Origin of the sequence: Chthonobacter rhizosphaerae, assembly GCF_013839525.1 — a bacterium.
Lineage (GTDB): Bacteria > Pseudomonadota > Alphaproteobacteria > Rhizobiales > Pleomorphomonadaceae > Chthonobacter > Chthonobacter rhizosphaerae.
Genome location: NZ_JACDIS010000002.1, coordinates 395,211 through 421,285, shown reverse-complemented (window position 1 = coordinate 421,285; position 26,075 = coordinate 395,211). Strand labels below are relative to the sequence as shown.

The following is a 26,075-nucleotide window of genomic DNA, read 5'->3' as shown; positions in this document are numbered from 1 at the left end:
GGAGGGCGTCGAAGCGGCGCGCCGCCCCGCGCGCGAGATCGTTAACGAATTCATAAAACGACCCCATTTCCCTTGCCTTATGCATGCGGTTTTATAGGGTGTGGCCTGTCTCATTTTGGGCCTGCCCGTGGCGGTGTTGCCGCCCTCGCAACGGTGACTCTTTATGGCTGGACTCTTCGATCGCTTCTTTGCCAGCGGGCGGCCCGCCGTGGCTCAGCCGCCCCGCCATCGGGTTCTTCCCTTTGACGCGCTGGTCTACGCGATCGGGGACGTGCACGGCTGCCTGTCCGAACTGCAGCAACTGGAGGCCCTGATCGTCGAGGACGCGGAGGGCCACGCCGGCCAGCGCATCCTGGTCTATCTCGGCGACTACGTGGACCGCGGCCCCCATTCGGCGAGCGTGATCGACCACCTGCTGTCGCCGCCGCCCGCCGGCTTCAAGCGCGTCTGCCTCAGCGGCAACCACGAGGCCCATCTCCTCGCCTTCCTGCGCAACCCGCGTGATGCCGACCTCTGGCTCGGCGTGGGCGGCCTGGAGACGCTCACCTCCTATGGCGTGATGGTCCCGCCGCGCCTCACCACGCCGGCGGCCCGGCAGGCGCTCGCGTCCAACTTCTCCGTCATGCTGCCGAAGGCGCACGTGGATTTCATGTCCGAGCTGCCGCACATGGCCATGCTCGGCAACCACGTGTTCGTCCACGCCGGCATCCGGCCGGGCGTGCCGCTCGAAGCCCAGGCGCCGATGGACCTGATGCTGATCGGGTCGGAGTTCCTCAATTTCGATGGCGACCTCGGGATCACCGTCGTGCACGGCCACACGCCCGTGGCCTCTCCCATGAAGACGCGGAACCGCATCGCGGTGGACACCGGCGCCTACGGCACCGGCAAGCTGTCGGCCGTCCGCCTCTTCAAGGGCGACACGGCCTTCCTCAGCGTCGATCGCAACGGCCCGATCCGTCGCCCGGACGTGCCGGCGGCCGAGCTTCCCGGCGCCAGGACGCGTTCCTCGCGCACCCGCGCGGCGGCGGACCCGCGCCCGGCCGGCGTGGCCGAGGTCATCCCGTTCGCCAACGCGCGCCCCGCCGCCCCGCCGCCCCAGCGCGTGCCCGAACCCGCGCCGGTCGAACCGCCCCAGCCGGTCCGCCCGGCCGGCCTCGTCGCGGAGGATCAGGTCGCCGAGCCCATGCCGCCCGTCGCTGAAGCCTCGTCGACCGCCAGTCCGCCGACCGAAGCCCCGCGCGCCGCCGAACCGGCGTCGACCTCGCCTCTGCTGGGGCCGGACGCGGCCGCCGTCGCGGACGCCGCTCCGGTTCCGACCGCCCGGTCGGATGCGCCGTCCGCCGAACCCGATTCCGACGGCGCGCTCGTTCGCCCGGTGCCGACCCGCTACCGGCGCTGGCGGATCGTCGCCGCTCCCGTGCGCCCGGTCGCGACCACCGGCAAGGACACCGCCGAGATGCCTCTCGCTCCCCCGGTGGAAGCGCCAGCCGTCGCGGAAACGCCAGCCGTCGCACCGGTCGTTCCGGCGCCCATTCCGGCCGATCACGACCTCTTCGTCGAGCCATTGGCCGCGCCGCCGGCGGCGCCGGACATCGCTCCGGCCGCCGCTGCGGCTGCGGCTGCGGCCGTTTCGCCGAGCGGGCGCCAGGGCGTTTCGGTGGAAACCCTGCAGGCCGCCCTCGAGCGTCTCGAGCGCGTCCGCGCCGGCGCTGCCCCGGCGGACCGCGCCGCCTCGGCCGATCGCGCCGCACCGATGGACCGTGCCGCCCCGATGGACCGCGAAGCGGTGTCGGTACGGCCCGCCGAGCCCGCGCCCCACAATCCCGTCGTCGAAACTCCGGTCGTGCCGCCCGCTCGGGAACCGGCGGTCGCCTCCGCCCGTCCGGCCCAGCCGCCGCGTCCGCCGCCGACCGAGGAACCCGGCCGCGCGGCCTTCGTGGCGCCCACGCCGCGCGTGCCGGTCAGCGAGCCCGATCCGGCCCTTGGGGCCGATTGGCCCCTGTCGGTCGCCGAATGGGCGAACACGCCGCCCCGCACGCGCCCGGCGGCCTCGCCTGCGAAGCCTTCCGCCCGTCCGGTCGCGACGGCCGCGACGGCCCGCGCCGCCCGCACTCCCCAGCCGGGTCGTATCGACCGTGATCGGCGGGTCGAGCCCGTGCTCGGCGGCGCTCTCGGGGCCGATGGCTACGGCGCGGTCCCGCGCCCGGCCATGCCGCCGGAGATCGCCGCGCCGCCCGCCGGCCGTGGCCGCGCGTCGGCGCTCCTCACCGGCGTCGCCGCCGTCGTGCTTCTGGTCGGCGGCGCCGTCGCGGCCGGCTACGCGGGCCTCGACCTCGACCGGGTCGGCTCCTTCCTCGGCATGCCGCCGTCCGAACCGGTCGCGGTGGCCGACAATGCCGACCAGTCGGGCGACGCCGACCGGCAGCCCGCCACCGACGAGCCGGCGTCCGCGGGCGATGCCCCGCCGGTCCGCGTCGTCACCACCGACCGTCCGCCCGTCGCCTCGCCGGAGGCCGAGACTGCGGCCCTCCAGGACCCGGATGAAGCCGCCGAAGGCGCGACCGGCGCGCTCGACCAGAACGCCGGCGTGCCGGACGACTCGGCCGATCTGCCCGTTGGCGGCGATCGCATCGGCGGCCTGAAGCCCGCGCTCGCCCCTGAGTCCCCGGCCGGAGCTCCGGCGCGCCCGGAGCCCTCGTCGGACGGCGACGTGGCCGCCCTCACGCCGCCCACCGGCACCGGGGACCCCGCCGCGCAGCCCGGCGCCACAGAGGCGCCCGGCGAGTCGGCGGCGGAAACCGCCGAACCCGCCACGACGCCGGACACCCGCACGGGCCCGCGCCCATGGACCGAGCGCATCGGTCTCGCCGGCCGTCGTCCGGGCGAGCCCGAGCCCGAGCCCGCGCAGCCGGCCGAGACCGCGTCCACGGATCCGGCCGCCGCGCCCGAGGCCGCGGCCGGTCCCGATCCGATCATCATGGGCGGCCCGCTTCCCGTCGCTCGGCCGAGGATCGAGCCGGCCCGGTCCGCGCCGCCGCCCGCCATCGCCGCCCCCGCGACGGAGACCCGGGATCGCCTGGTGAACCGGCCGCGCCGGCAGGTGGCGGAACCCGCCCGCCAAGCGCCGCGCGAAGATCCCTACCGGTACCTGGAGAACGGCTTCGTCAGCCCGGACGAGCGCTTCGGTCCGCCGGAGCCGCCCATGGACGCCTATTCGCCCCAGGGTGGCCCGCGCGACCTCCGCGACTACGTGGATACGGAGCCGCCGCCGGAGCCGGGCGCGCGCCAGTTCGGCCGGGAGCTGCGGCCCTGCGCCATCGCCGGACCGGCCGAACCGTGCTGGATGCCGCCGCCCGAGTCCGACCCCTACGCGGACGACGGCTGGGGCCTGAACTGATCCGTCATCCGCGCGGACGACTCGCGGATACGCCCGGCGGGCGACGGTTTTTGTGAACACGCATCGGATACCAAAAAAGGCCGGCGGGTCGCCCCGCCGGCCTTTCGTCAGTCTGGCGGCCGCCGCTGAGTGCGGACGATCAGTTTCCGTAGGGCGACACGCACTCGCGCACGCGGCCGTACCGGTCCACCCAGGTGTTGTCATAGGCGTCGTACGACCGGTAGCGGTCCTCGCACCAGTCCCGGTGCGCGGCCCGGGCGCTCACCCGCCGATAGTGACGCGACGGCCGGGGCTCTTCGTAGATCACCTGCGGCTGCCGGTAGACCGGCGGAGGAGCCACGTAGACGGGCTGCGGTTCGTAGTAGACCGGCGGCGGCGGGGGAGGGGCCGCGTAGAGCGGCTGCGGGGCCAGAGCCTGGCCGATCAGCACGCCGCCGAGAACGCCGAGCGCGGCGCCCGCCACCACGTCGCGCGTCCGGTCGCGCGCCTCGACGGGGGTGGGGCTCAGGGTCGTGGCCGCCGTGATGGCCGCGACCGACATCAGGACACCGAAGGTCTTCATCGCCGTCTCCATTTGATGCGGGGCCGCTCCTGAGGGAGCCGGCCATTGGCCGCGTCGAACTCGATGGTGCCGGTTTAACGGGTGGCGGCTGAACCCTGGATGAATGGTCCATTTAGGGTTCGAACAGCTTTACGGCCAAGGCCAAGCCAAACGTATAGCCACGCCGTTGGACAATCCTTCAGGTTGATCAATCAGACTTCGAATACATGTGATCGCCCGCGGCAAGCTGCATCCGCAGTGGAACGGGACGGCACATGACGAGTTGAATGGGCATATCGAATGACGTCCCGCGTGATGAGCGACGTCAGGATCAAGGAGACTTGAGGATGATGAAGAAGACTGCTTCCATCATGACCGCGGCCGCCATTCTTGTCGGATCGTCTTCCGCTGTCCTGTCGCAGGCGATCGAGCTCGGCCCGAACGGCGTCCGCGTCGTGCCGCCCCAGGAAGAGCGCATCGACCGGGTGATCCGGGAGGACGAGGAAGTCACCGCGCGCGAGGCCGCCCGGATCGCTCGCGGCGCCGGCATCGACGAGGTCGACGAGATCCAGACCCGCCGCAACTCCTACCGCGTGGTCGGCATCGACCGTCGCGGCCGGGACATCGAAGTGGACGTGAGCCGCCGCACCGGCGAGATCCTTGACGTCAACCGCATCTGACCGGTCTGCGGTCCACTCCTGAAACGGGCTTCCGCCACCGGCGGAGGCCCGTTCTCGTGCGGGCATCGCCGAAGCCCAGCGTCTTGGGTCCGACCCTGTGACTTTACATGCACACTGTGGAGGGAAAGCGCGCTCCGCGCGAGCGAGCGTCCGATGCCAACCAGTGCTGGTCGTCAAAAATGAGCAGCACATAACAGATTTTTCATGTGTCGCCGTCATTATCACCTGGAATGCTGCGAATGACGATCACCCATGCTGCAGAAGACACCTCCCGAGCCCATCACGTTGGCGATGACCGAGACGGCGATCGCAGGTGGTGCTCGCCTTCTGCGCTTCTCAAGCGCCCTGGAGGCGGCCTTCGAGCGCGAACTCGGCCCTGAACGGTGCCGCCAGATGATCTGGCGGGGGGTCCTCGCCATCGTCCTCTACAATCTCTTCCTCGTCTCCGACTTCTTCCTGGCGCCGGACGTGTTCGCCGAGGCGGTCGCGCTGCGGATCGGCATCGTCACGCCGATCGGCCTCGCCATCGTGCTCCTCCTGCGGTCCAACCCGCCGCCCCTGGTCCGGGAGGGCCTGCAGGCCTTCATCACCGTCGTGGCGTCCGCCACCATCCTGGCCGTCATGCTGATGAGCGAGAGCCCGTATCGGTTCGACCTCCACTACGGCATCGTGCTCTGCATCCTGTTCGCCACGGTCGTGCAGCGTGTCCGCTTCTGGTACGCGGTCGTGGCCTGCCTCGGCAGCCAGCTCTGCTACAGCATCGGCGTCGCGTCCCTGCCGGAGCTCGACATGGTGCAGATGCTTTCGGCGAACCTCGTGTTCGGCGCCGCCGTCGCCTTCTCGCTGGTCGGGTCCTACAACCTGGAGCGCGAGCAGCGCCTCGGCTATCTCCACACCGTCCGCGAGCGCATGCGCAGCCGCGAGTTGGAAGGCCTCAGCCGCCGCGACGCGCTCACCGGGCTCTTCAACCGCCGGGCGCTCGAGCAGGCCATCGCGCACTACGCCTCCATGGATCCGCCGCCGACCGGCGCGATCCTCCTCCTCGACATCGATCACTTCAAGTCGTTCAACGACGCCGCCGGTCACCAGGCCGGGGACGAGTGCCTGCGCCGGATCGCATCCGTCATCGCCGACGACATCCGCACACGGTCCGACATGGCATTCCGTTATGGCGGCGAGGAATTCCTGATCCTCCTGCACGACACGGACCGCGACACCGCCGTCGTGGTAGGAGACCGCGTCCGGCGGGCGATCGAGAACGCCGACATCGCCCATCCGGCCTTCCATCCGACCGCGCCGGTCACGGTCAGCGTCGGCGTCGCCGCCGGTCCGATCGTCAGCGCGGCGGCAGCCGAGGCGCTGATCGCCCAGGCCGACGCCGCGCTCTACGAGGCCAAGCGGAACGGGCGCAACCAGGTCTGGCCGCGCTACATCGAGTATGTGGACTGCGACCCCCTGGAACTTCGCGACCGCCTCGTCGGATGACGGGACGGCCGCGACAGGTCTGCCAAGATCAGCCAGCCTCAGTTGATCATGAACCCGCCGTCCACCGGCATCGCGATACCATTCACCATGGCCGCCCGGTCCGACAGCAGGTAGAGGATCACTTCGGCAACGTCGTCCGGATCGGCGAAACGGCCGACCGGGATGCGGTTCATCATGCCGGCCGACTTCGCCGGATCGCTCCACGCCTTGACCGCCATCGGGGTCAGCGTCACGGTCGGGTTCACCGCGTTGACGCGGATGCCCTGGCGTCCGAGCTCGTTCGCCATCACCCGCGTCATCGCGTCGAGAGCGCCCTTGGAGGCGCAATAGGCGGCGTGGTCGGCGAAGCCGATGAACGACGACACCGACGACACGTTGACGATCGACCCTTTCAGGCCCCGCGCGATGCGATCGCGGGCGTATTCCTGGGCGACGATCATGGGCGCCACCGTGTTCACCGCCAGGAGGTGGTTCATCGTCTCGACGGTGAGGTCCAGGAAGCTGTCGAGCGCGGTCGTGCCGGCGTTGTTGACCAGATAGTCCACCGGGCCGGCCTCCCGGGCCGCCGCCCGGGTCGCGGCCGGGTCGGCGAGATCCACCGCGATCGTCCGGCAGCCGATCTCGGCCTTGAGGCTGTCGAGGTCCGACGGCGAGCGGGTGAGCGCCACCACCTCGGCCCCGCGGGCCGCCAGCATGGTCGCCGTCGCCCGGCCGATGCCCTTGCCGGCGCCGGTGACGAGCACGGTCTTGCCTTGGAATTCCATCTGCATGTCTCCCCTCACCAGCAGGTGAAGCCACCGTCCGCGAGCACGATCGAACCGGTCATCAGGCTCGCCGCGTCGGACGCCAGGAACTGGACGACCGAAGCGATCTCAAGGGGTTGGCCAAGGCGGTTCATCGGCGTGTCGCGCAGCCAGGCCTCCACCATGCCCGGCTTGTCGTAGGCGAACGTGGTGAGCGGCGTCTCGATGTAGGTCGGCGCGACCGCGTTCACCCGCACGCCCCGGTCCGCCCACTCGGCCGCCAGCGAGCGGGTCAGGTGGTGCACCGCCGCCTTCGAGGCATTGTAGTAGGCCTGCTTCTGCGGCCGGTTCACGATGAAGCCCGACATCGACCCGATGTTGACGATCGAGCCCTTGCCGGCCTTCAGCATGTGCCGCCCGAAAGCGCGGTTGCACCAGAAGACGCCGTTGTAGTTCACGTCGTTGACGTTCAGCCAATGCTCGTCCGTCAGCTCCTCGGCGGGCGTTCCGGAGCGCGCGATGCCGGCGTTGGCGACCAGGACGTCGACCCTGCCGAGCCGCCCCACCAGCGCGTCCGCCGCCTCGGTCACGGCCGTCGGGTCCGTCACGTCGAGGCCGATCACGTCGGCCGCGTAGCCCTTCTCGGTCAGGTAGGCGCGGCCTTCCTCGGCGACGGCGGCGTCCACGTCGGCGATCACCACCCGGGCGCCCGTCTCGGCCAGCGCCTCGCAGCAGGCGAGCCCGATGCCTCGGCCGCCGCCGGTCACGACCGCCACCCGGCCGTCGAGCTTCAGTCTGTCCCAATACATGGGCATCCTCCCGTTTTCTGAACTTTGACGGCCCGGGCTTCAGAGCCGCCGGCCGGAGACCTTGTCGAACACGTGGGCGAGCGCCGGGTCCGGCCGGATGGCGAGCGCCTCGTCCGGCCGGGCCGTGATCCGCTCGCGGAACACGCCGACAACGGGGCTGGAGCCGAGGCGCATGAACACCTGCGTCTCCGATCCTGTCGGCTCGATCACCGACACGGTCGCCCGCTGTCCGCCGTCGCCGAGAGCGATGTGCTCCGGCCGGATGCCGTAGACGACCGACTGGCCGTTCGCGCCGCCGGCCGGCGCTCGGGCGAGGGGCAGCGCCACCCCGTCCGCGGTCACCACCGCCGCGTCGGAGCCGCTCAGCCGGAGCGTCCCGTCCACGAAGTTCATGGACGGCGACCCGATGAAGCCCGCGACGAACAGGTTGGCCGGCCGGTCGTAGAGGTCCAGCGGCGCGCCGATCTGCTCGACGATCCCGTCGTGCATGACCACGATCTTGTCCGCCATGGTCATGGCCTCGATCTGGTCGTGGGTGACGTAGATCGTCGTGGTCTTCAGCCGCTGGTGCAGTTCCTTGATCTCCACGCGCATCTGCACGCGCAGCTTGGCGTCCAGGTTTGAGAGCGGCTCGTCGAACAGAAAGACCTGCGGGTCGCGGACGATGGCGCGCCCCATGGCGACGCGCTGCCGCTGGCCGCCCGAGAGCTGCTTCGGCAGCCGGTCGAGCAGGTGGTCGAGCGCCAGGATGGACGCCGCGCGCTTCACCTTCTGGTCGATCTCGGCTTTCGGAACGCCTTTCAGGCGCAGCGAAAAGCTCATGTTGTCCGCGACATTCATGTGCGGATAGAGCGCGTAGTTCTGGAACACCATCGCGATGTCCCGGTCCTTCGGCGGCTTGTCGTTTACGACCCGTCCGCCGATGCTCACCTCGCCGCCGGAGATCTCCTCCAGGCCGGCGATCATGCGCAGGAGCGTGGACTTGCCGCAGCCGGACGGGCCGACGAGCACCACGAACTCGCCGTCCCGGATGTCGACCGAGACGCCATGGATGACCTGGACGCTGCCGTAGCGCTTCTTCACGTCCCTCAGGGTGACCGGAGCCATTCTCGTCCTCTCAGTCGGGCATCTTGATCTGCACCTTCACCTGTCCGCTCGGCGCGGAGGCGGCGAAGTCGAAGGCTTCGACGCTCTCCTCGAACGGGAAGGTGCGGGTGATCAGCGGGGAGACGTCGATCGCGCCGGAGGCCAGCATGGCCACGCAGCGCGGGAAGACGTGGGCGTAGCGGAACACATGCTCCACCCGGGCTTCCTTGATCTGGGCCTTGGCGACGTCGTAGGCGATCGGCGACAGCGGGATGCCCACGTAGACCACCACCCCGCCCGGGGCGAGCGGATCGAACACGTCGGCAGCGGCGCGCTCGTTGCCGGAGCACTCGAACACCACGTCGGCGCCCCAGCCTTCCGTCTCGGCGAGCACCGCCTCGGCGAGCGACCGAGTCTTCACGTTTACGGGCGTGACCGGGCCGAGCTTGCGGGCGATCTCCAGCTTCACGTCGTCCACGTCGGAGACGATCACCCTGGCGCAGCCGGCCGCCAGCGCGGCGAGCACGGTGACGAGGCCGATCGGGCCGGCGCCGATCACCACGCCCAGGTCGCCGGGCTTCACGCGCGCCTTCATGGCGGCGTAGACGCCGACCGCGAGCGGTTCCACCATGGCGGCCGCCTCGAAGGACACGGTGTCCGGCAGCTTGAAGGTGAAGTCGGCCGGATGGACAACCGACGGCCGGAGCACGCCGTGGATCGGCGGCGTCGCCCAGAAGCGCACCGCCGGATCGAGGTTGTAGGAGCCGAGCCGGGTGGCCCGGCCGGCCGGGTCGGGGATGCCGGGTTCCATGCAGACCCGGTCGCCGGGCTTGAACTCTGTCACCTCGGAGCCGACCTCGGTGACGACGCCGGCCGCCTCGTGGCCGAGAATCATCGGATCGCGCACCACGAAGGGGCCGATCGCCCCGTGGGTGTAGTAGTGCACGTCGCTGCCGCAGACCCCCACCACCTTCAGCTGGATGCGCACGTCCCGGGGGCCGAGCGTCTCCTCCACCTCGTAGTCCCGCAGGCTGAGCCTGCCTTTTTCTTCAAGAACCAGCGCCTTCATGGGGCGACACTCCTAACCGCGGGCGATCACGACGGCGCCGACGATCACGGACAGCACGGTCCCGACCGACAGCGGCACGCTCGCCTCGAGAAAACGCATCCAGAACAGGTGGATGGCGACGAAGAGGACGACCGCGATGAAGACCCGGTCGAACCCGTTGGTGTGGATGGGCAGGAAGCCGCGGCGCGGTTCCGGCGGAAGCTCCGAGAGGTCGGCCATGCGGGTCACTCCTTCACGGCGCCGAAGGTGAGGCCGGCCACAATGTGCCGCTGCACGAGGCCGAGCACCAGGAGGGCCGGCACCAGGGTCAGCATGGCGGTGGCTGCCATCTGGCCCCAGTTGGTGCCGGTCACGGTCACGAACTCGGCGAGGCCGGTCGTCACCGTCCGGGCGTGGACGGAGGTCAGCGTGGCGGCGAACAGGTATTCGTTCCAGGCGAACACCCACGTCAGGATGCCGGTGACCGCGAGGCCCGGCTTGGCGAGCGGCAGGACCACCTTGGTCAGCACCTGCCAGGTGGTGGCCCCGTCCACATAGGCCGCCTCGTCCAACTCCTTTGGGATGCCGTCGATCACGCTGCGGAGCGTCCAGATCGCGAAGGGGAGGTTGAACACGCAATAGAGCAGGATGAGGCCGATCCGCGTGTCGAACAGCTTGGCGTCGTTGAGGACGAACACCTGGGTGTAGAGCAGGAACAGCGGCAGCAGGAACACGGCCGGCGGCGCCATGCGGTTTGTGATCGTCCAGAAGAAGACGTTCTCCTTGCCGCCCAGCTTGTAGCGCGACAGGGCGTAGGTGGCGAACAGCGCGAGTGTCGTCACCAGCACCGCGTTCGACGTGGCGATCACGATCGAGTTGATCATGTAGCGCTGGAAGGCCGGGTCCCGCAGCGTGTTGATGTAGTTCTCGGTGAAGAAGCTCGTGAGCAGGAAGCTCGGGCTGCCGAAGAGCTGCACGCGGCTCTTCGCCGAGACGATGAACATCCAGTAGATCGGCAGCAGGGTGATCAGGCTGGAGACGGTCCAGAAGAGGATCGAAACGATGGGGCGGTTGCGACGCATCACTCGGCCCTCTTCAGATCGCGGCGGGCGACGAGACCGGCGTAGAGCAGCCAGCACATCACGATGGTGAGGTAGAGTGTGATCAGCGACATCGCCGCTCCGTATCCATAGTCCGTCTTTGGAAACACCACGCGCCAGATGTGCAGGCCGATGTAGCGGGTGGCCGCGCCCGGGCCGCCGCCGGTCAGCATCCAGACCTCGTCCACGGTGCGCAGGGCGTCCATGAGGCGGATGAAGACGGTGGCGAGGATCGCCGGCTTCAGGAGTGGCAGCGTCACGTGCCAGAAGATCTGGAACCGGTTGGCGCCGTCGATCTGCGCCTGCTCGAACGGCTCCTTGGGCAGGGACGCGAGGGCGGCGAGCAGCGTGAGGGTGACGAGCGGCGTCCAGTGCCAGATGTCCATCACCACGGTCGCCACGAAGGCCTGGTCGATGTAGCGGCTGATGTTGAGCTCGTAGCCGAACCACTGGTTCAGGTAGTAGGGCACCGGCCCGAGACCCGGCACCAGCAGGAGCCGCCACGTGGCGCCCACCGCGATCGGCGCGATCACCAGCGGAAGGGTGTGGACGGTGCGGAAGAAGCCCTTGCCCGGGAAGTCGCGCATGAAGAGCTGCGCCAGGAGGTAGCCGAGCAGGATCTGGCTCGCGACGGCGAAGAAGCCGAATTTCAGCGTCAGCCAGAGCGAATAGAGGAACTGGTCGTCGAACATGAGCCGGCGGAAGTTCTCAACGCCGTTGTACTGCATCGTCGGGTCGGCCGCGAAGCTGTTCCACTGCGTGAACCCGATCACGAGCACATAGAGGAAGGGCAGCACGCCGAAGATGAAGAGGATGACGAGTGTCGGGGCCAGGAACAACCAGCCGACCGTGGATGAACGCATGGAAGAGCTCCATCGGGCGCCCGGGCGGCGAAGGGCCGGGCGGCGGGTCGGAACCTCGGGGGCGTCGTCTCCGGCCTTGCGGCGCGGGGAGACGGACGTCGGGAGAAAGGAGCCGCCGGGCCTAGAGTGGAAGCCCGGCGGCCAAGGTCGGTCAGGAGGGTCTTGGGCGGATCACTTCCTGTAGCCGAGGTTCTTCAGCTCGGCGTCCACGGCGGCGGCGGCCTTGTCCAGGGCTTCGGCCGGCTGCAGTTCGCCGGTGATCGCCTGGTAGATGAAGGGCGCCATGGCCTCGCGGGCCTGGTTGTGGAAGGGGAACGGCGGGGCGCCGCGGAACAGCGGTCCCTGCTCCTTCATCAGCGTGTAGTAGCCGTCCACCTTCTTGTCCTGCTCGACGATCTTCGGGTCGTCGTAGGTGGCCTGGTGCACGATGCGGCTGCCGGCGAGGGCCCAGTCGGCCTGCACGCTCTCCTGGCCGATGTACTGCAGGAAGAGGAGGGCGGCTTCCTTGTTCTTCGAAGAGTGCGGGATGCCGAAGGCGCCGCCGTCGTAGTAGCCGATGTAGCCTTCACCCGACTTGGCCTGCTCCATCACGCCGGCCTCGACGGGCGGCAGCGCCACGCCGACCTTGCCGACCACCGTGGACTTGTCCGCGTTGGTGGCGATCCAGGCGGCGTTCTCGCCATAGACGAGACCCTGGGCGGCGCGGCCGGCGGCGAAGGTCGCCGCGACCTCGTCCCACGTGGACGACGTGGATTCCGGCGGCGCGTAGGCGAGGTTGCCGATCCACCAGGTCAGCGCTTCCTTGGCCTTGTCGCTGTTCATCTGGCCGCCGTTCTCCACCGAGGCGGCGAAGGTCTGGGTGTCGATGCCCCAGTTGTAGATGCCGTAGGTCGGCAGCACGCTTTCGACGAACTCGTAGACCGAGGCCGGATGGCCGGACGACGCCTGCACCGTGGTGCCCCACATCTCCATGCCGTTCTCCTTCGCGTATTCCGTGAAGAATTCCGCGATCTGGCGATATTCGGCGTGGTTGGTGGCCGGCTTCAGGTCGGCGTTGTACTTGGCCTTGTAGGCCTCCTGCACCTTCGGATCCTCGAACAGATCCTTGCGGTAGAGGTAGACCTTCACGAACGCTTCCATCGGCACGCCGAACACGTCGCCGTCGGCGTTCTTGAAGTTGTCGATGAAGGTGGTGAACTTCGAGATGTCGAAGTCGGGCGACTTCAGGTTGGCGTTCTGCTCCATCATGTCGGAGAGGTTCACCAGGAAGTCGCGGGCCAGATAGCTGTAGATGATGTCCTGCTCGATGTAGACGAAGTCATAGATGCCGGTGTTGGCCTCCATGTCCTTGATCGCCTTGTCGTACATCTGGTCCCAGGACGTCGCCTCGAACTCGACGGTGATGCCGGTCGCCTCGGTGAAGGCGGGCGCCAGCACGTCCTTCACGTAGTTGGACGGCGGCGTGCTTTCCGAGACGCCGCGGATGGTGGCTCCTTCCAGCCCCTTCGCGGCGTCCGACCAGAAGTCGGCGAACGCCGGAGCGGTGCTGGCCATCAGCGTCGCCACGAAGGCCGAAGCGACGAGCCTCTTGCAGTGCATCATGGTCTTCTCTCCTCCCAAGGATCGGCTTTGTCGGAGCGACGTCACACGCCATCCCCGTCCCGGCTCTTTCAGGCGAGCCGGGTCGTTCCCGATCGGGTCGGGCGGGCAGGTCTGTCGTCCGATGGTTCTGCCGGGCCCGTGGGCCCGGATCGTGGATCCCGCCGCGTCAGCGGTCGTGTCCGCGTCCCCTCCGACGCGGCGTCCCGGGCCCACCTCTTCGGGCGCCCGGTTCCGCGTCCGCTGCTGCTTCCGCGTCCGCGGCTGTCACCGCGAGATCTGTGAGCGACGTTACTCTCCGTGAGAATTCGTCACCACGCCTGGGCGGTGCGCGTTCTATACCTTTTTGGCCGCGCTCCGGCCGTCATGCCGGGCCGTGGACCGCGCCCGACGGAGCGATCGCGCTCGACGCGATCCGGCGGGCGCTGCGGCGGTAGGCCGAGGGGGTCTGATCGCAGAATTTCACGAACTGGCGGTTGAAGTTCGCGATGTTGTTGAACCCGACCTCGAAGCAGATGTCGGTGATCGGCTGATCGGTCTGGGTCAGCCGTGTGCAGGCCGAGTAGACCCGCGTACGGTTGATGAACTTGGCGAACGTGTGCCCCGTCTGCTTCTTGAACCAGCGCGAGAAGGCGCTCGGCTCCATGCCGCAGAGGTCCGCGACCGTGCCGAGACGGATCTCGCTCGCGTAGTTCTTGGCGATGTAGGCGAGGGCGATCTCGATCCGCTCCTCCACCTGGCTCGCCGGGAAGGCCGGCGTCCGCCGCGACAGGGTGGAGCGCTCGGTCGGGTCCGCCGCCAGCGTCGCCAGGAGGTCGAGGAAGAGCACCATGCGGCTCGGGCCGCGAGCCTGGCCGATCTCCTGCAGCAGGCGCGCGCCGCGCCGGGCCGTCTGACCGGTGAACACGAGCCCGTAGGCGGCCTCGGCCAGGAGGGTGCGCACGTCCTCCAGTTCGGCGAAGTCGCCGAGGATCCGGTCGGCGAAGTCGGCGGAGAACTGCACCAGCATGTCCCGTTCGGGCACCACGGTCCCGGGCGGGATGTCGCTGACCCAGTTGTGCGGCACGTCCGGGCCGGTCAGCACCAGGCAGCCGGCCGAAAACGGGCCAACGTGGTCGCCCACCATCATGGTGCCGCTGGAGGACTGGATCAGGTGCAGCTCATATTCGGGGTGGTGGTGCCATTTCGCCAGGTGGTGCGGATAGTCGTGGACATTCCATCGGAACGATTCCGATGGCCGGCAGACGATCACCTCGTGATGCGGCACGAGCCTGCGGACGATACCCATGTGGACCTCCCATCCGTTCGAGCCGATCTTTGCCGGCTTGTCCGGTCCCTGGTGGGATCTTGCCCGACCTCCACCGGAACTCAATCGATTGAAATCCCAGGTCTGGACCCTTTTCGCATTTCTCTCAGGCGCTCAGCCGCTGCGCCGCCCGGCCGGGTTCGCTCACCCGCCCGGCCGCTGCGAACTCCGCCGCCCGGTGGCCCAGCATGATCGCCGCCGCGTTTGTGTTGGCGGACGGAATGGCCGGGATGGCGGCGCAGTCGATCACCCGGAGACCGTCCACGCCGCGCACCTTGAGGCGCGCGTCCAGCACCGCCGTCGGGTCGTCGTCGCGGCCCATGCGCGCCGTTCCGCTCGGGTGATAGTTGGTCTTCACGGTCTTTCCGCAATAGGCCGCCAGGGCCTCGTCGTCGGTCATGTCCGGGCCGGGCAGGAGTTCGGTCGCGATCTTGTCCGACATCGGTCGGGTCGCCAGCAGGCGCCGCGCGTGGCGGATGGACGCGATCGTCAGGCGCAGGTCGTCCGGATGGCCGAAGAAGTTGCTGTCCACCACCGGCTTGTCCGCCGGGTCGGCGGACCGGAGACGCACGCTGCCGCGCGCCTTCGGGCGCAACAGGCACGAGGTCAGCGTCACGCCCCACGTCGGCTCGGCCGACGACACGTCCCGGTCCAGGTAGACGATCGGCGCGCAGTAGAGCTGGATCGTCGGCCGCTCGCCGCCATCGGGATCGTAGAACAGGCAGCTCTCGATGCCGGTGGTCGTCACCGGCCCGGTGCCGAACAGGATGTACTGCAGCCCGTTGCGGATCATCGGCCAGCCGCGATCCTCGCCGAAATAGCCGCTCCGGCCGCGCGTCGTCGCGATGGTCGGCACCTCGTGGTGGTCCATCAGGTTCTCGCCGACGCCCGGCAGGTCCGCCACCACAGGCACGCCGTGATGCTTCAGGTGGTCGGCCGGGCCGAGGCCGGAGAGCATCAGCAGCTTCGCCGTGTTGTAGGTGCCGGTCGCGACCAGCACCTCGCGGGTGGCGCGCGCCGTGATCAGCTGGCCGGCGCTGCGGTATTCCACGCCGACCGCGCGGCCACGCTCGATCAGCACCTTCGTGACCAGCGCGTCGGTCACGACGGTGAGGAGCGGGTTCTTCCAGACCTCGCGCAGGAAGGCCGTGACCGCGTCGCTGCGCACCATCCGGTTCTTCACCCGGCCCATGGTGTGCTGCATCACGCCGACGCCAGCCTGGGACGCGCCGTTGAAGTCCGGATTGTAGGGGTGGCCGAGGCCCTGCGCCGTCAGGATGTAGTCCTCGGTCGTGTCGCAGAGCCGGCCGGGGTCGGACACGAGCAGCTGGCCGTCGATCCCGTGGTAGGCGTTGTTGAACTTGGAGTTCCGCTCCACCGCACGGAAGTGCGGGAGCACGTCCGCGTAGGACCAGCCGGAGCCGCCGCCGAGCATGGCGTCCCAGCCGTCGTAATCCTCCTTCTGGCCGCGCATGTAGACCATGGCGTTCACGGCGCTGCCGCCGCCCAGCACCTTCGCCTGGGGCACGATCGGCGCCCGGCCGCAGAGCCGCTCCTGCGGCACGGTCCTGTGCATCTCCAGGAAGTCCTCGCGGGCGAGATAGCGCAGATAGCCGGCTGGCATGCGCATCACCGGGGCCGTCCGCGCCGGGCCGCGCTCGATCATCAGCACCCGCGCGCCGAAATCGCGCACCAGGCGCATGGCCGCCACGCAGGCCGAGGAGCCGCCCCCGGCGATGACGAAGTCGTAGTCCCTCGCGGTCTGCGACATGAGCTTTCCGTCCCGGATGGTCCCGCTTCGAGGCGAGTTGTTATGCCGCAAGGGTAGGGGGCTCCGGCGTGAGTGACTACGATCAATCTTGTACAGACCTGTACTTTCTTGGCCGTAAGGGACGAGAAAGTATGGAAATCGGCACGCATGTATGATTGCGCGTCCTCATGGCGCTGCTAGCCTCGTCGGCGAGGAGAACGGGGCAGTGGCCATGGCGAGCGTCGTCGGCGAGACCGAAAGGCAGGACCTGATCCGCAAGGTGCTGAAGGCGCAGCCCTTCGTCACCGTGCGGGATCTCGTCTCGCTCACCAACGCGTCCCCGGCCACGGTCCGGCGCGACATCGACAAGCTCAACGAGGCCGGCGAGGTGCGGAAGGTGTTCGGCGGCATCGCGTCCGTCGAGCCGGCGGCTGCCCGCGAGCGCCTGTCCGCTCGCCCCTTCGACGAGAACCGCATGCTGGCGGTCGACGCCAAGAAGGCGATCGCCGCCGAGGCGGAGCGCCTCTGCCGCGACGGAGACAGCCTCATCGTCCACGGCGGCACCACCTGCTACCTGTTCGGCGTGCTCCTGGCGCGCCGGGCGGTGAAGATCTTCACCAACTCCATGCCGCTCGCCGCCGCTCTCGCGGAGACCGGCACCTGCCACCTCACGGTCGCCGGCGGCGAACTGCACCGGGAGCCCGGCATCCTGCAGATGCGCGACGAGGACCTTCTGACGGTCTACGCGTCCAAGTTCTTCGTCGGCGCCCAGGGCATCGGCCCGGACGGCGTGATGGAATCGCACCCGCTGCTGGTTCGCAGCGTCGAAATGCTGATCCCGCGCACCGACAAGGTCGTCGTCCTCGCCGACAGCCGCAAGTTCTCGATCCGGCCGCGCCACGTGGTGTTCGGCCTCGGCCGGATCGGCACGCTCATCACCGACGACGGGCTCTCCGACCAGGACGCCCGGATGCTGGAAGACGAAGGGGTCACGGTGGTCGTCGCGTCGGCCCGCTGAGGGCCGGCCGGCGTCCACGCTCCAGGACCCCGGAGAGGGAGACTGCCCACATGCTGAAGAATGCCATCGAGCTGCCGAAGACCATGGCTTCGGTCGTCTGCCACGGCCCGGAGGACTACCGGCTCGAGGAGCTGCCGGTGCCCGCGGTCGGCCCCGGCGAGGTGCTCGTCAAGGTGAAGTCCGCCGGCATCTGCGCCAGCGACCTGAAGTGCTACCTCGGCGCGCCGCTCTTCTGGGGCGACGCCACCCGCAAGGGCTATTGCGAGCCTCCGATCACGCCGGGCCACGAGTTCGTCGGCGAGGTGGTGGCCCTCGGCGAGGGCGCGGCGGAGAAGTACGGCCTGGAGATCGGCGACCTCGCCGCGTCCGAGCAGATCGTGCCGTGCTGGCACTGCCGCTTCTGCCGCACCGGCAAGTACTGGATGTGCCAGCAGCACGACATCTACGGCTTCCGCCAGCGCACTCCGGGCGCCATGGCCGAGTTCATGTGCTTCCCGGCCGGCGCCCTCAACCACAAGGTCCCGAAGAGCCTGCCGGCCCATCACGCGGTCTTCATCGAGCCGCTCGCCTGCTCGATCCACGCGGTCCAGCGCGGCAACATCGAGTTCCAGGACGTGGTGGTGATCGCCGGCGCCGGACCGCTCGGCCTCGGCATGTTCGCGGCCGCCAGGATGAAGGGCCCGGCTCTCCTCATCGCGGTTGATCTCAACGACGATCGCCTGGAGATGGCCAAGCGCTGCGGCGCCGACATCGGCCTCAACCCCACCAAGGTGAACGTCGTGGACGAGGTCCGCCGCCTGACCGACGGATATGGCTGCGACGTCTACATCGAGGCGACCGGCCACCCGCAGGCCGTGATCGACGGGCTCGCCATGATCCGCAAGCTCGGCACCTTCGTGGAGTTCTCCGTCATGCGCGAGCCGGTGACGGTGGATTGGACCATCATCGGCGACACCAAGGAGCTCAACATCCACGGCGCCCACCTCAGCCCGCACACCTATCCGGTCGCCATTCGGATGCTCGACCAGGGGCTGCTGCCGATCGACGACATCGTCACCCATCGCCTGCCGCTCGCCGACTTCCAGAAGGGCATCGACATGGTCGCGTCCGGCAAGTCGTCCATCAAGGTCACGCTGGAGCCCTGATCGGCGCCCGGAACACCGGCGGGCGCGTCGCGTTGCTTGTCCAACCGATACCGGCGGTCCGGCCACGGACCGCCGCAGCACGAGAGGACAGGCACCCATGGCGATCAGCGATCCTTCGGTCATCCGCGAGCACCTGGAAGTGGTCGGCTCCGATGGCGGGCACGTGGGCACGGTCGATTCCCTCGACGGCCAGCGCATAAAGCTGACCCGCACCGACCCGGACGCCGGCGGCGAGCACCACTACCTCCACCTCGACGTGGTCGACCGCGTGGAGGGCGACAAGGTGATCCTCAACCGCACACGCGCCCAGGCGCAGGACGAATGGGGCGTCAAGGCGGTCGGGTCCTCCTGACCCTTCCGCAACCGGGTTCCAGACGCTATCTGACGGGCGGACGGCCAGGCTGTCCGCCCGTCGCCGTTGAGGTCGGGCGGCGCCCTACGACACAGGCCGACGACGACACAGGCCGACGACGAACGAGGCAAGGAGCACGCCCATGGACGCCAAGACCTACCCGGTCACCCGCACGGACGCCCAGTGGCGGGCGCTCCTGACGCCCGAGCAGTACCGGATCATGCGCCAGCACGGCACCGAGCGCCCGGGCAGCTGCGCGCTCCTCCACGAGAAGCGTCCCGGCACCTTCACCTGCGCGGGCTGCGACCAGCCGCTGTTCGTCGCCGGCCGCAAGTTCGAAAGCGGCACCGGCTGGCCGAGCTTCGACACGCCGGTCCCCGGCTCGGTGGAAACGTCCACGGACCGCAGCCACGGCATGGTCCGCACGGAGGTGCACTGCGCCCGCTGCGGCAGCCACCTCGGCCACGTCTTCCCGGACGGTCCGCCGCCGACGGGCCTGCGCTACTGCATCAACGGCGTCGCGATGAACTTCGAGCCCGACGCCGGCTGACCGGGCTGCCGGCAGGCGAGGGCGGGGCGACGGTCAGAGCACCACGATGCCCGTGTGCTTGGCCTTCGCCTCCGGCTCCACGTGAATGGTCACCACGGCGCCCTTGATGCTGTCGCGAAGGGCGTTCTCGATCCGGTCGCAGATGTCGTGGGCCTCGGAGACCGTCTTCGACCCGTCCACCACCAGGTGGAAGTCCACGAACGTCACCGGCCCGGCATGGCGGGTGCGCACGTCGTGGGCCTCGATCGCCCCGTCCGCGTTCTTGGAGATGACCACGCGGATCTTCTCCAGCTCCTCGGGCGGCGCGGCGGCGTCCATCAGGCCGCCGATGGAGTGGCTGACCAGCACCCAGCCGGACCAGAGGATGTTCACGGCCACCAGAACAGCCAGGATCGGGTCGAGGATCGCCCACCCGGTCACGGTCGCGATGCCGACGCCCGCCAGCACGCCCACGGAGGACATGACGTCCGTCGCAAGATGCCGGCCGTCCGCCACGAGCGCCGGTGACCGGAAACGCCGGCCCTGGCGGATCAGCACGGTGCTCCACGCCGCGTTGATGACGCTCGCCACACCGTTGATCGCCAGACCGAGGCCCGGATCCTCCAGGGTGCGCGGCGACAGGTAGCCGAGATAGGCCTCCCGCACGATGGCGAGCGCCGCCACCACGATCAGCACGCCCTCCAGCACCGCCGACAGGTATTCCACCTTGTGGTGGCCATAGGGGTGGTTCGCGTCGGGCGGAATCGCGCTGAGACGAACGGCGACGAGCGCCGCCACGGCCGCCGCCACGTTGATGATGCTCTCCAGGGCGTCGGAATAGAGCGCGATGCTGCCGGTCACCGCATAGGCGGCATACTTGAGGCCGAGCACCACGATGCCGACGACGAGGCTTCCATAAGCCAGGGTGATCAGCCGGTTCATCGCGGGCTCCCCTTCTGCACGCGGCGGTTCGATACAGGATCCCGGCCGGGGGCGCAAAGGGGAAGGGTCCGGGCCCGGCCTCGGCCGACCCCGGTTCGCGGCATGCCGTCAGGCTGCCGTCACGCGGTCTTCGCCTTCCGGCGGACCACCTCCAGGCCGGTGGAGAGCGAGGCCCGGATCTCCCGGGCGAGCGCGTTCACCGATCGCGAGTCGCGGCTCGCGGTCGACCGCAGGAGAGCGATCGGCAGCTCCGGCAGCGCCGGCAGGCCCGATTCGCTGCCGAGGATGCGCAGGTCCGGCGGCACGGAGCAGCGGGCGAGGGCGGCGATCGCCAGCCCCGTGCGCACCACCGTCACCAGTCCGGCGACGCTCGGGCTGGAATAGGCGATGCGATACGGCCGCTTGCAGCTGGCCCACGCCTCCAGGACGGCCGCGCGGCCGCTGCAGCCGGGCTGGAACAGCGCGAGCGGCACCGTCGGCTCCCGGTGGACGTCGTGGAGCGGGGAGGCCGCCCACACCGTCGGCTCGCTGCAGAGATATTCCGCGTCGTCCATCCCCGGCCCGCGCGTCACCAGGGCGAGGTCGATCTTGCGATCCTGGATCATGCGGGCGAGCGATCCGCTCGGCTCGCAGGTGACGGCAACCTCCACGTTCGGGTGCAGCCGCGCGAAGCGGTCGAGGGCCCGCGGCAGCAGCGTGCCCACGTAGTCCTCCGGGGCGCCGAGACGGACCGTGCCGGTCATCGCGGCGAGCTGCATCACGAGCAGCGTCTCCTCGTGCACGTCCATCAGCTTGCGCGCCTGGGCCAGCAGCACCTCGCCGCGCTCCGTCAGGATCCGGCGGCGGCCGTCGCTGAGGAAGAGCGGCGGACCGCCCACCAGGTCCTCCAGCCGCTTCATCTGCATGCTGACGGCCGATTCCGTCCGCCCGATGCGTCGCGCCGCTCCGGCGAACGAGCCGGTGTCGGCGATGGCGACCAGGGTCGCGAGGAGCTGCGTGTCGAGGAAATCCGGCGGTCGGCTCATGGCAATACTTAAGCGACGTTTACCTTTGAGTTCAACTGAATTCATTTGATCGCGAATAGGATGTGTTTTTTAGTACATCTAGCCAGACGATGTAGAGGACGGCATCCGACCTCTCGCCGTCTGGTTTTATGCGGTTAGACTGAAGAACTTCCGGCGCCGGTTTTTCCCCAGATAGATTGATCGCAAACGTACCCAGCTCCAAAAACTAAGGTTCGTGGAGGGTTTTGTCGTGTCTAACATGCATCACTTCCGGGAAAACGTGTTCAAGAAGTTCGCGGCCGGCGATTTCTTTCGGGCCAATGCCAAGAATTTCCCGGTTCTGAAGGGCCTTGCGGTCCAGGGGCTGGATCTCGCTCCGGGCGCCGTGCGCGAGCCGCACACCCATCCGAACGCCCACCAGCTGGACTACTGCATCAGCGGCCAGGGCCGCGTCGGCATCGTCGGGCCGGATGGCGAGACGCATTACCTGGACCTCTCTCCCGGCGACATCTCCTTCGTCCCGCAGGGCTTTCTCCATTGGATCGAGAACACGGGCCCGGAGAAGCTGTGCTTCCTGGTCGTGCTGTCCCACGAGGAGCCGCAGACCATCGAACTCTCCGAAATGCTGTCCGGCGTACCGAACGCCACGCTCGCCAACATGTACGGCGTGGGTGAGTCGGTGTTCGAGGCCATCCCGAATCGCACGGTCGTCATCGGCGGCGGCGCCGACACCGCCGTGGAGGTCGAGGACGGCCGCGACGGCGCGCGGATGATCGCCGCGGAATAACGGACCCTCCGCCCGGCCCGCTCGATCGGGCATTCGACGATCACGAGGGGCGCGCGGCAGAGAAGCCGCCGCCCCGCCTTTCATCTGCCCCTCGGACGGCCGGGACCGCGTCGTCACCGACCGGTCCCCCTGGCCCGGCACGTGTCCCGCGCATCCGGGCGACTCCCGGCCACCCCGGATCACGCCGTCTCCTGAAATCCTGTTTTGCACTGCGTCACTTTTTCTGTGGCGCCGCACCCTTGCCGAAGCCGACATCTTGCCGGCATGTGCCGGGCGCCAAAGCGATGCTCGCGTGCGGCATTCGACACGGGGGGAACGACAGGTCATGTCGGGGGCAGAACTCGCGCTTCAGAATCTCACCTCGCCCATGGTGCTGTTCTTCGCGCTCGGCGCGTTCGCGGCGCTGATGCGATCCGACCTCACCATCCCGGAAGCGGTCGCCAAGACGCTGGCGCTCTACCTGATGCTCTCCATCGGCTTCAAGGGCGGGGTGGAGGTGGCGAAATCCGGCATCGACGCCACCATGCTGCTCACCATCGCGGCGTCCATCGTGCTCTCCTTCGCCATCCCGGTGATCGGCTACGCGCTCCTGCGCGCCACCACGCGCCTGTCCGCCGTGGATGCGGCGGCCGTCTCGGCGCACTACGGCTCGATCTCCATCGTCACCTTCGTGGCGGCCACCGAGGTGGTGCGCGGTCTCGGTCTCACGTTCGAGGGCTATCTCATCGCCATCGCGGCCGTGATGGAGACCCCGGCCATCGTGTCGGCGCTCCTTCTCGCCCGGCGCGGATCGAAGGCCGACGGCGTGAAGGCCGAGAGCGGCGAGAGCCTTCCGGCGCTCCTGCGCGAGGTCGCCTTCAACGGCTCGGTGGTGATGCTGGTGGGGTCCTTCCTGATCGGCTGGATCAGCGGCGAGCGCGGCATGGCGATGATCGCGCCCTTCGTGATCGACCCGTTCCGCGGCATCCTTTGCCTCTTCCTCCTCGACATGGGCCTCGTCGCGGGGCGGGGGCTTCGCCAGAGCGGCAAGGTGCTGACCCCGCCGGCGCTCGCGTTCGGCATCTATTTCCCGCTCATCTCGGCCAGCCTCGCGGCGCTCTTCTGCCTGATGCTCGACCTGTCGGTCGGCGGCGCGGCGCTCCTCATCACGCTTGCGGCATCGGCGTCCTACATCGCCGTGCCGGCGGCGATGCGCCTTGCGCTCCCCGAGGCCAATCCGGCACTTTACCTCACGCTCTCCCTCGGCGTGACATTCCCGTTCAACCTCACTCTCGGCATCCCGCTCTACGTCTGGATCGCCGGGGCCGTCGCGGGCTGACCTCCCATGCAGATGCACCCGAAGAAGCGCATTGAGATCATCGTCGAGGCCCCCGTCCTCCACCGCCTGACCGACCTCCTGGACCGGCTCGACGCCACCGGCTACACGGTGGTGCCGGTCCTCGGCGGTCGCGGGCGCGGCGGCTCCTGGACGCGCGAGGGCCTCGCCACCGACGCCGGCCGCATGGTCATGGTCGTCGTCGTCACCGGCGAGGAGCGGCTCGACGCCATCCTCCAGCCCGTGTTCAGCCTGGTCACGCGGCAGATCGGCATCGTGACCGTCTCCGACGTCATGGTGATGCGCGCGGAGCACTTCTGAGCGGCTGGCGGTTGCCGGGCGGCGAAACAGGCCGGGGAGGTCCGCGTTCCCCGCGCTTCCCCTTCCGCCACACCCGTGTTAAAGACCGCCGCCAACTTGAAAAGGTATCGAACCGGTCAGGCCGCCCGTGGAACCCTCCACGATCGGTCCGGATCGGCTCATCGTTTTCCCGCGATACCGCCCGCACACCGGAGTTGGCCATGACCGTCTTCCTCGATCCCGTCCACGGCGGGCAGCTCGCGCTCACCTTCGACGACGTGCTCCTCACTCCCGGCCATTCCGAGGTGATGCCGTCCGAGACGGACGTGAAGACGCGTCTCACCCGCGGCATCGAGCTCAACATCCCGATTCTCTCCTCCGCCATGGACACGGTGACCGAGGCCCGCCTGGCGATCGCCATGGCCCAGGCCGGCGGTATCGGCGTCATCCACCGCAACCTCGACCCGGACGTTCAGGCCGAGCAGGTCCGCCAGGTGAAGAAGTTCGAGAGCGGCATGGTGGTGAACCCCGTGGTCATCGGCCCCGAGGCGACCCTGCGCGACGCGCTCGACCTGATGAAGGCCCACAACATCTCCGGCATCCCGGTGGTGCAGAACGCCGGGGAGGGCGGCCGGGTCACCGGCCGCCTCGTCGGCATCCTGACCAACCGCGACGTGCGCTTCGCGTCGGACCCGAACCAGCGGGTCTACGAGCTGATGACGCGGGAAGGCCTCATCACGGTCAAGGAGGGCGTCACCCACGACGAGGCCAAGCGGCTCCTCCACAAGCACCGGATCGAGAAGCTGCTCGTCGTCGACGACCAGTTCCACTGCACCGGCCTCATCACGGTGAAGGACATCGAGAAGGCCCGCCTGCACCCGAACGCCGCCAAGGACGACCAGGGCCGCCTGCGCGTCGCCGCCGCCACCACGGTCGGCGACCAGGGGCACGAGCGCTCCCAGATGCTGATCGACGCGGGAGTCGATCTCCTGGTCGTCGACACCGCCCACGGCCATTCCGAGCGCGTGCTCCAGGCCGTCACCAAGGTGAAGAAGCTGTCCAACCACGTGCAGGTCATCGCCGGCAACGTGGCGACCGGGGCCGGCACCAAGGCGCTCATCGACGCGGGCGCGGACGCCGTGAAGGTCGGCATCGGCCCGGGCTCCATCTGCACCACCCGCATCGTGGCCGGCGTCGGCGTGCCTCAGCTCACCGCCATCATGGAGGCGGTCGCGGCCGCGCGCGACGCGGGCGTCCCGGTCATCGCCGACGGCGGCATCCGCTTTTCCGGCGACGTCGCCAAGGCGCTCGCCGCCGGGGCGTCGGCCGTCATGATCGGCTCGCTGTTCGCCGGCACCGAGGAAAGCCCCGGCGAGGTCTACCTGCACCAGGGCCGCAGCTACAAGGCCTACCGCGGCATGGGCTCGGTCGGCGCCATGGCGCGCGGCTCGGCGGATCGCTACTTCCAGGCGGAGGTGCGCGACGCCCTCAAGCTCGTGCCGGAGGGAATCGAGGGCCAGGTGCCCTACAAGGGCCCGCTCTCGTCGGTCCTCCACCAGCTTGTCGGCGGCATTCGCGCCGCCATGGGGTACGTGGGCGCCCACACCATCGAGGAGCTCCAGGACAAGGCCCGGTTCGTGCGCATCTCGCCCGCCGGCATGCGCGAGAGCCACGCCCACGACGTGACCATCACCCGGGAAAGCCCGAACTACCCCGGCGCCGTCTGATGACGGCAGCCGCGACCGCGCTCGTCCTGGCGATGCTGCTGCAGCTCGCCTGGACCTTCGCCGTGATGGTCTGGACCGCCCGGGTGCGTTTCGCCGCCGCCCGGGCCAAGCGCGTCACCGGCAACATCGCCCTCGACCACCGGGCCTGGCCGGACGATGTCCTCAAGGTCTCCAACAACATGAACAACCAGTTCGAGACGCCGACGCTCTTCTACGCGCTCGTGCTTCTCGCCCTGGTGCTCGGCCTCGCCGACTGGGTCCTCGTCGTGCTGGCGTTCGCCTACGTGGCGAGCCGCGTCGTGCATACGGCCATCCACACCGGCTCCAACCGGATCGTCCAGCGCTTCCAGGTGTTTCTGGTCGGGGTAGGGTGCCTGATGCTGATGACGGCCTGGGTGTCGGTGCGGCTCGTGGCGGGATAAGGCCCCGTCCGGATCGGTCCGACCTGCCGGCGGCATCGCCAGGCTCCGACCGCCGCCGCGTCGCGCCCCTTTACCCCCATCCGCATCTCCCCTATGCAGATCCCCGTACGGGTCAACCGAGGATGGG

25 protein-coding genes are annotated in these 26,075 nt (G+C 69.1%); 12 read left to right on the top strand and 13 right to left on the bottom strand.

The genetic code is table 11. From position 1 onward, the window contains the following. Window positions 1-208: 208 nt before the first annotated feature. Window positions 209-3,397: a metallophosphoesterase gene (locus HND91_RS05720; RefSeq protein WP_181705560.1), complete on the top strand. Its 3,189-nt coding sequence runs from the start codon at window positions 209-211 to the stop codon at window positions 3,395-3,397. A gap of 139 nt (window positions 3,398-3,536) precedes the next feature. Here the strand turns inward: HND91_RS05720 and HND91_RS05715 are convergent, their stop codons facing one another. After that, window positions 3,537-3,959 carry a BA14K family protein gene (locus HND91_RS05715; protein ID WP_181705559.1) on the bottom strand — a complete coding sequence of 141 codons (423 nt, stop codon included), beginning with the start codon at window positions 3,957-3,959 and terminating at the stop codon, window positions 3,537-3,539. Between the two features lie 326 nt (window positions 3,960-4,285). Here HND91_RS05715 and HND91_RS05710 point away from each other — a divergent pair, with 326 nt between their 5' ends. Both HND91_RS05710 and HND91_RS05705 read left to right on the top strand, forming a co-directional pair. Continuing rightward, complete coding sequence (locus HND91_RS05710) at window positions 4,286-4,618, top strand: PepSY domain-containing protein (protein WP_181705558.1); 333 nt, start codon at window positions 4,286-4,288, stop codon at window positions 4,616-4,618. A 252-nt stretch (window positions 4,619-4,870) separates the two neighbouring features. Further along, window positions 4,871-6,103: a GGDEF domain-containing protein gene (locus tag HND91_RS05705; RefSeq protein WP_181705557.1), complete on the top strand. Its 1,233-nt coding sequence runs from the start codon at window positions 4,871-4,873 to the stop codon at window positions 6,101-6,103. Window positions 6,104-6,141: 38 nt separating this feature from the next. Here the strand turns inward: HND91_RS05705 and HND91_RS05700 are convergent, their stop codons facing one another. The 10 genes from HND91_RS05700 to HND91_RS05655 form a co-directional block, all read right to left on the bottom strand. Further along, on the bottom strand, window positions 6,142-6,867 hold the full coding sequence (locus tag HND91_RS05700; protein ID WP_181705556.1) for an SDR family oxidoreductase: 726 nt from the start codon (window positions 6,865-6,867) through the stop codon (window positions 6,142-6,144). Window positions 6,868-6,881: 14 nt separating this feature from the next. Then, window positions 6,882-7,655 (bottom strand): SDR family NAD(P)-dependent oxidoreductase, encoded by a 774-nt coding sequence (locus tag HND91_RS05695; RefSeq protein WP_181705555.1) that lies wholly within the window; start codon window positions 7,653-7,655, stop codon window positions 6,882-6,884. 39 nt (window positions 7,656-7,694) lie between these two features. Continuing rightward, window positions 7,695-8,762: an ABC transporter ATP-binding protein gene (locus HND91_RS05690; RefSeq protein WP_181705554.1), complete on the bottom strand. Its 1,068-nt coding sequence runs from the start codon at window positions 8,760-8,762 to the stop codon at window positions 7,695-7,697. 10 nt (window positions 8,763-8,772) lie between these two features. Continuing rightward, complete coding sequence (locus HND91_RS05685) at window positions 8,773-9,810, bottom strand: NAD(P)-dependent alcohol dehydrogenase (RefSeq protein ID WP_181705553.1); 1,038 nt, start codon at window positions 9,808-9,810, stop codon at window positions 8,773-8,775. Between the two features lie 12 nt (window positions 9,811-9,822). Beyond that, window positions 9,823-10,029 (bottom strand): DUF2160 family membrane protein, encoded by a 207-nt coding sequence (locus tag HND91_RS05680; RefSeq protein WP_181705552.1) that lies wholly within the window; start codon window positions 10,027-10,029, stop codon window positions 9,823-9,825. Window positions 10,030-10,034: 5 nt separating this feature from the next. Continuing rightward, on the bottom strand, window positions 10,035-10,871 hold the full coding sequence (locus HND91_RS05675; protein ID WP_181705551.1) for a carbohydrate ABC transporter permease: 837 nt from the start codon (window positions 10,869-10,871) through the stop codon (window positions 10,035-10,037). After that, window positions 10,871-11,752 carry a carbohydrate ABC transporter permease gene (locus HND91_RS05670; RefSeq protein WP_181705550.1) on the bottom strand — a complete coding sequence of 294 codons (882 nt, stop codon included), beginning with the start codon at window positions 11,750-11,752 and terminating at the stop codon, window positions 10,871-10,873. Before HND91_RS05670 ends, HND91_RS05675 begins: the two co-directional genes overlap by 1 nt. A gap of 171 nt (window positions 11,753-11,923) precedes the next feature. After that, window positions 11,924-13,354 (bottom strand): ABC transporter substrate-binding protein, encoded by a 1,431-nt coding sequence (locus HND91_RS05665; protein ID WP_425485422.1) that lies wholly within the window; start codon window positions 13,352-13,354, stop codon window positions 11,924-11,926. Window positions 13,355-13,715: 361 nt separating this feature from the next. Continuing rightward, window positions 13,716-14,639: an AraC family transcriptional regulator gene (locus HND91_RS05660; protein WP_181705549.1), complete on the bottom strand. Its 924-nt coding sequence runs from the start codon at window positions 14,637-14,639 to the stop codon at window positions 13,716-13,718. A gap of 124 nt (window positions 14,640-14,763) precedes the next feature. Continuing rightward, on the bottom strand, window positions 14,764-16,428 hold the full coding sequence (locus tag HND91_RS05655) for a GMC family oxidoreductase (protein ID WP_181705548.1): 1,665 nt from the start codon (window positions 16,426-16,428) through the stop codon (window positions 14,764-14,766). A gap of 211 nt (window positions 16,429-16,639) precedes the next feature. On the opposite strand from HND91_RS05655, the gene HND91_RS05650 reads away from it, so the two are divergent. The 4 genes from HND91_RS05650 (at window position 16,640) to msrB (ending at window position 19,472) form a co-directional block, all read left to right on the top strand. Beyond that, window positions 16,640-17,425 carry a DeoR/GlpR family DNA-binding transcription regulator gene (locus HND91_RS05650; protein ID WP_181705547.1) on the top strand — a complete coding sequence of 262 codons (786 nt, stop codon included), beginning with the start codon at window positions 16,640-16,642 and terminating at the stop codon, window positions 17,423-17,425. Between the two features lie 50 nt (window positions 17,426-17,475). Next, window positions 17,476-18,570, top strand: a complete 1,095-nt coding sequence (locus tag HND91_RS05645; RefSeq protein ID WP_210272597.1) for an alcohol dehydrogenase catalytic domain-containing protein — start codon at window positions 17,476-17,478, stop codon at window positions 18,568-18,570. 103 nt (window positions 18,571-18,673) lie between these two features. Next, on the top strand, window positions 18,674-18,922 hold the full coding sequence (locus HND91_RS05640) for a DUF2171 domain-containing protein (RefSeq protein WP_181705690.1): 249 nt from the start codon (window positions 18,674-18,676) through the stop codon (window positions 18,920-18,922). A 142-nt stretch (window positions 18,923-19,064) separates the two neighbouring features. Next, window positions 19,065-19,472 (top strand): peptide-methionine (R)-S-oxide reductase MsrB, encoded by a 408-nt coding sequence (gene msrB / locus HND91_RS05635; protein ID WP_181705546.1) that lies wholly within the window; start codon window positions 19,065-19,067, stop codon window positions 19,470-19,472. A gap of 33 nt (window positions 19,473-19,505) precedes the next feature. On the opposite strand, the gene HND91_RS05630 is transcribed toward msrB, so the two are convergent. Continuing rightward, window positions 19,506-20,393 carry a cation diffusion facilitator family transporter gene (locus tag HND91_RS05630; RefSeq protein WP_181705545.1) on the bottom strand — a complete coding sequence of 296 codons (888 nt, stop codon included), beginning with the start codon at window positions 20,391-20,393 and terminating at the stop codon, window positions 19,506-19,508. Between the two features lie 119 nt (window positions 20,394-20,512). After that, window positions 20,513-21,418 (bottom strand): LysR substrate-binding domain-containing protein, encoded by a 906-nt coding sequence (locus HND91_RS05625; RefSeq protein WP_181705544.1) that lies wholly within the window; start codon window positions 21,416-21,418, stop codon window positions 20,513-20,515. Window positions 21,419-21,656: 238 nt separating this feature from the next. Between HND91_RS05625 and HND91_RS05620 the strand changes: the two genes are divergently transcribed. The 5 genes from HND91_RS05620 to HND91_RS05600 all read left to right on the top strand — a co-directional run bounded on the left by HND91_RS05620 (window position 21,657) and on the right by HND91_RS05600 (window position 25,948). Continuing rightward, window positions 21,657-22,184, top strand: a complete 528-nt coding sequence (locus HND91_RS05620; protein WP_246329332.1) for a cupin domain-containing protein — start codon at window positions 21,657-21,659, stop codon at window positions 22,182-22,184. Between the two features lie 325 nt (window positions 22,185-22,509). After that, window positions 22,510-23,502: a sodium-dependent bicarbonate transport family permease gene (locus tag HND91_RS05615; RefSeq protein ID WP_181705542.1), complete on the top strand. Its 993-nt coding sequence runs from the start codon at window positions 22,510-22,512 to the stop codon at window positions 23,500-23,502. A gap of 6 nt (window positions 23,503-23,508) precedes the next feature. Beyond that, complete coding sequence (locus HND91_RS05610; protein WP_181705541.1) at window positions 23,509-23,820, top strand: P-II family nitrogen regulator; 312 nt, start codon at window positions 23,509-23,511, stop codon at window positions 23,818-23,820. A 200-nt stretch (window positions 23,821-24,020) separates the two neighbouring features. Beyond that, window positions 24,021-25,526 (top strand): IMP dehydrogenase, encoded by a 1,506-nt coding sequence (gene guaB / locus HND91_RS05605; protein WP_181705540.1) that lies wholly within the window; start codon window positions 24,021-24,023, stop codon window positions 25,524-25,526. After that, window positions 25,526-25,948 carry an MAPEG family protein gene (locus HND91_RS05600; RefSeq protein ID WP_181705539.1) on the top strand — a complete coding sequence of 141 codons (423 nt, stop codon included), beginning with the start codon at window positions 25,526-25,528 and terminating at the stop codon, window positions 25,946-25,948. Before guaB ends, HND91_RS05600 begins: the two co-directional genes overlap by 1 nt. Window positions 25,949-26,075 lie beyond the last annotated feature (127 nt).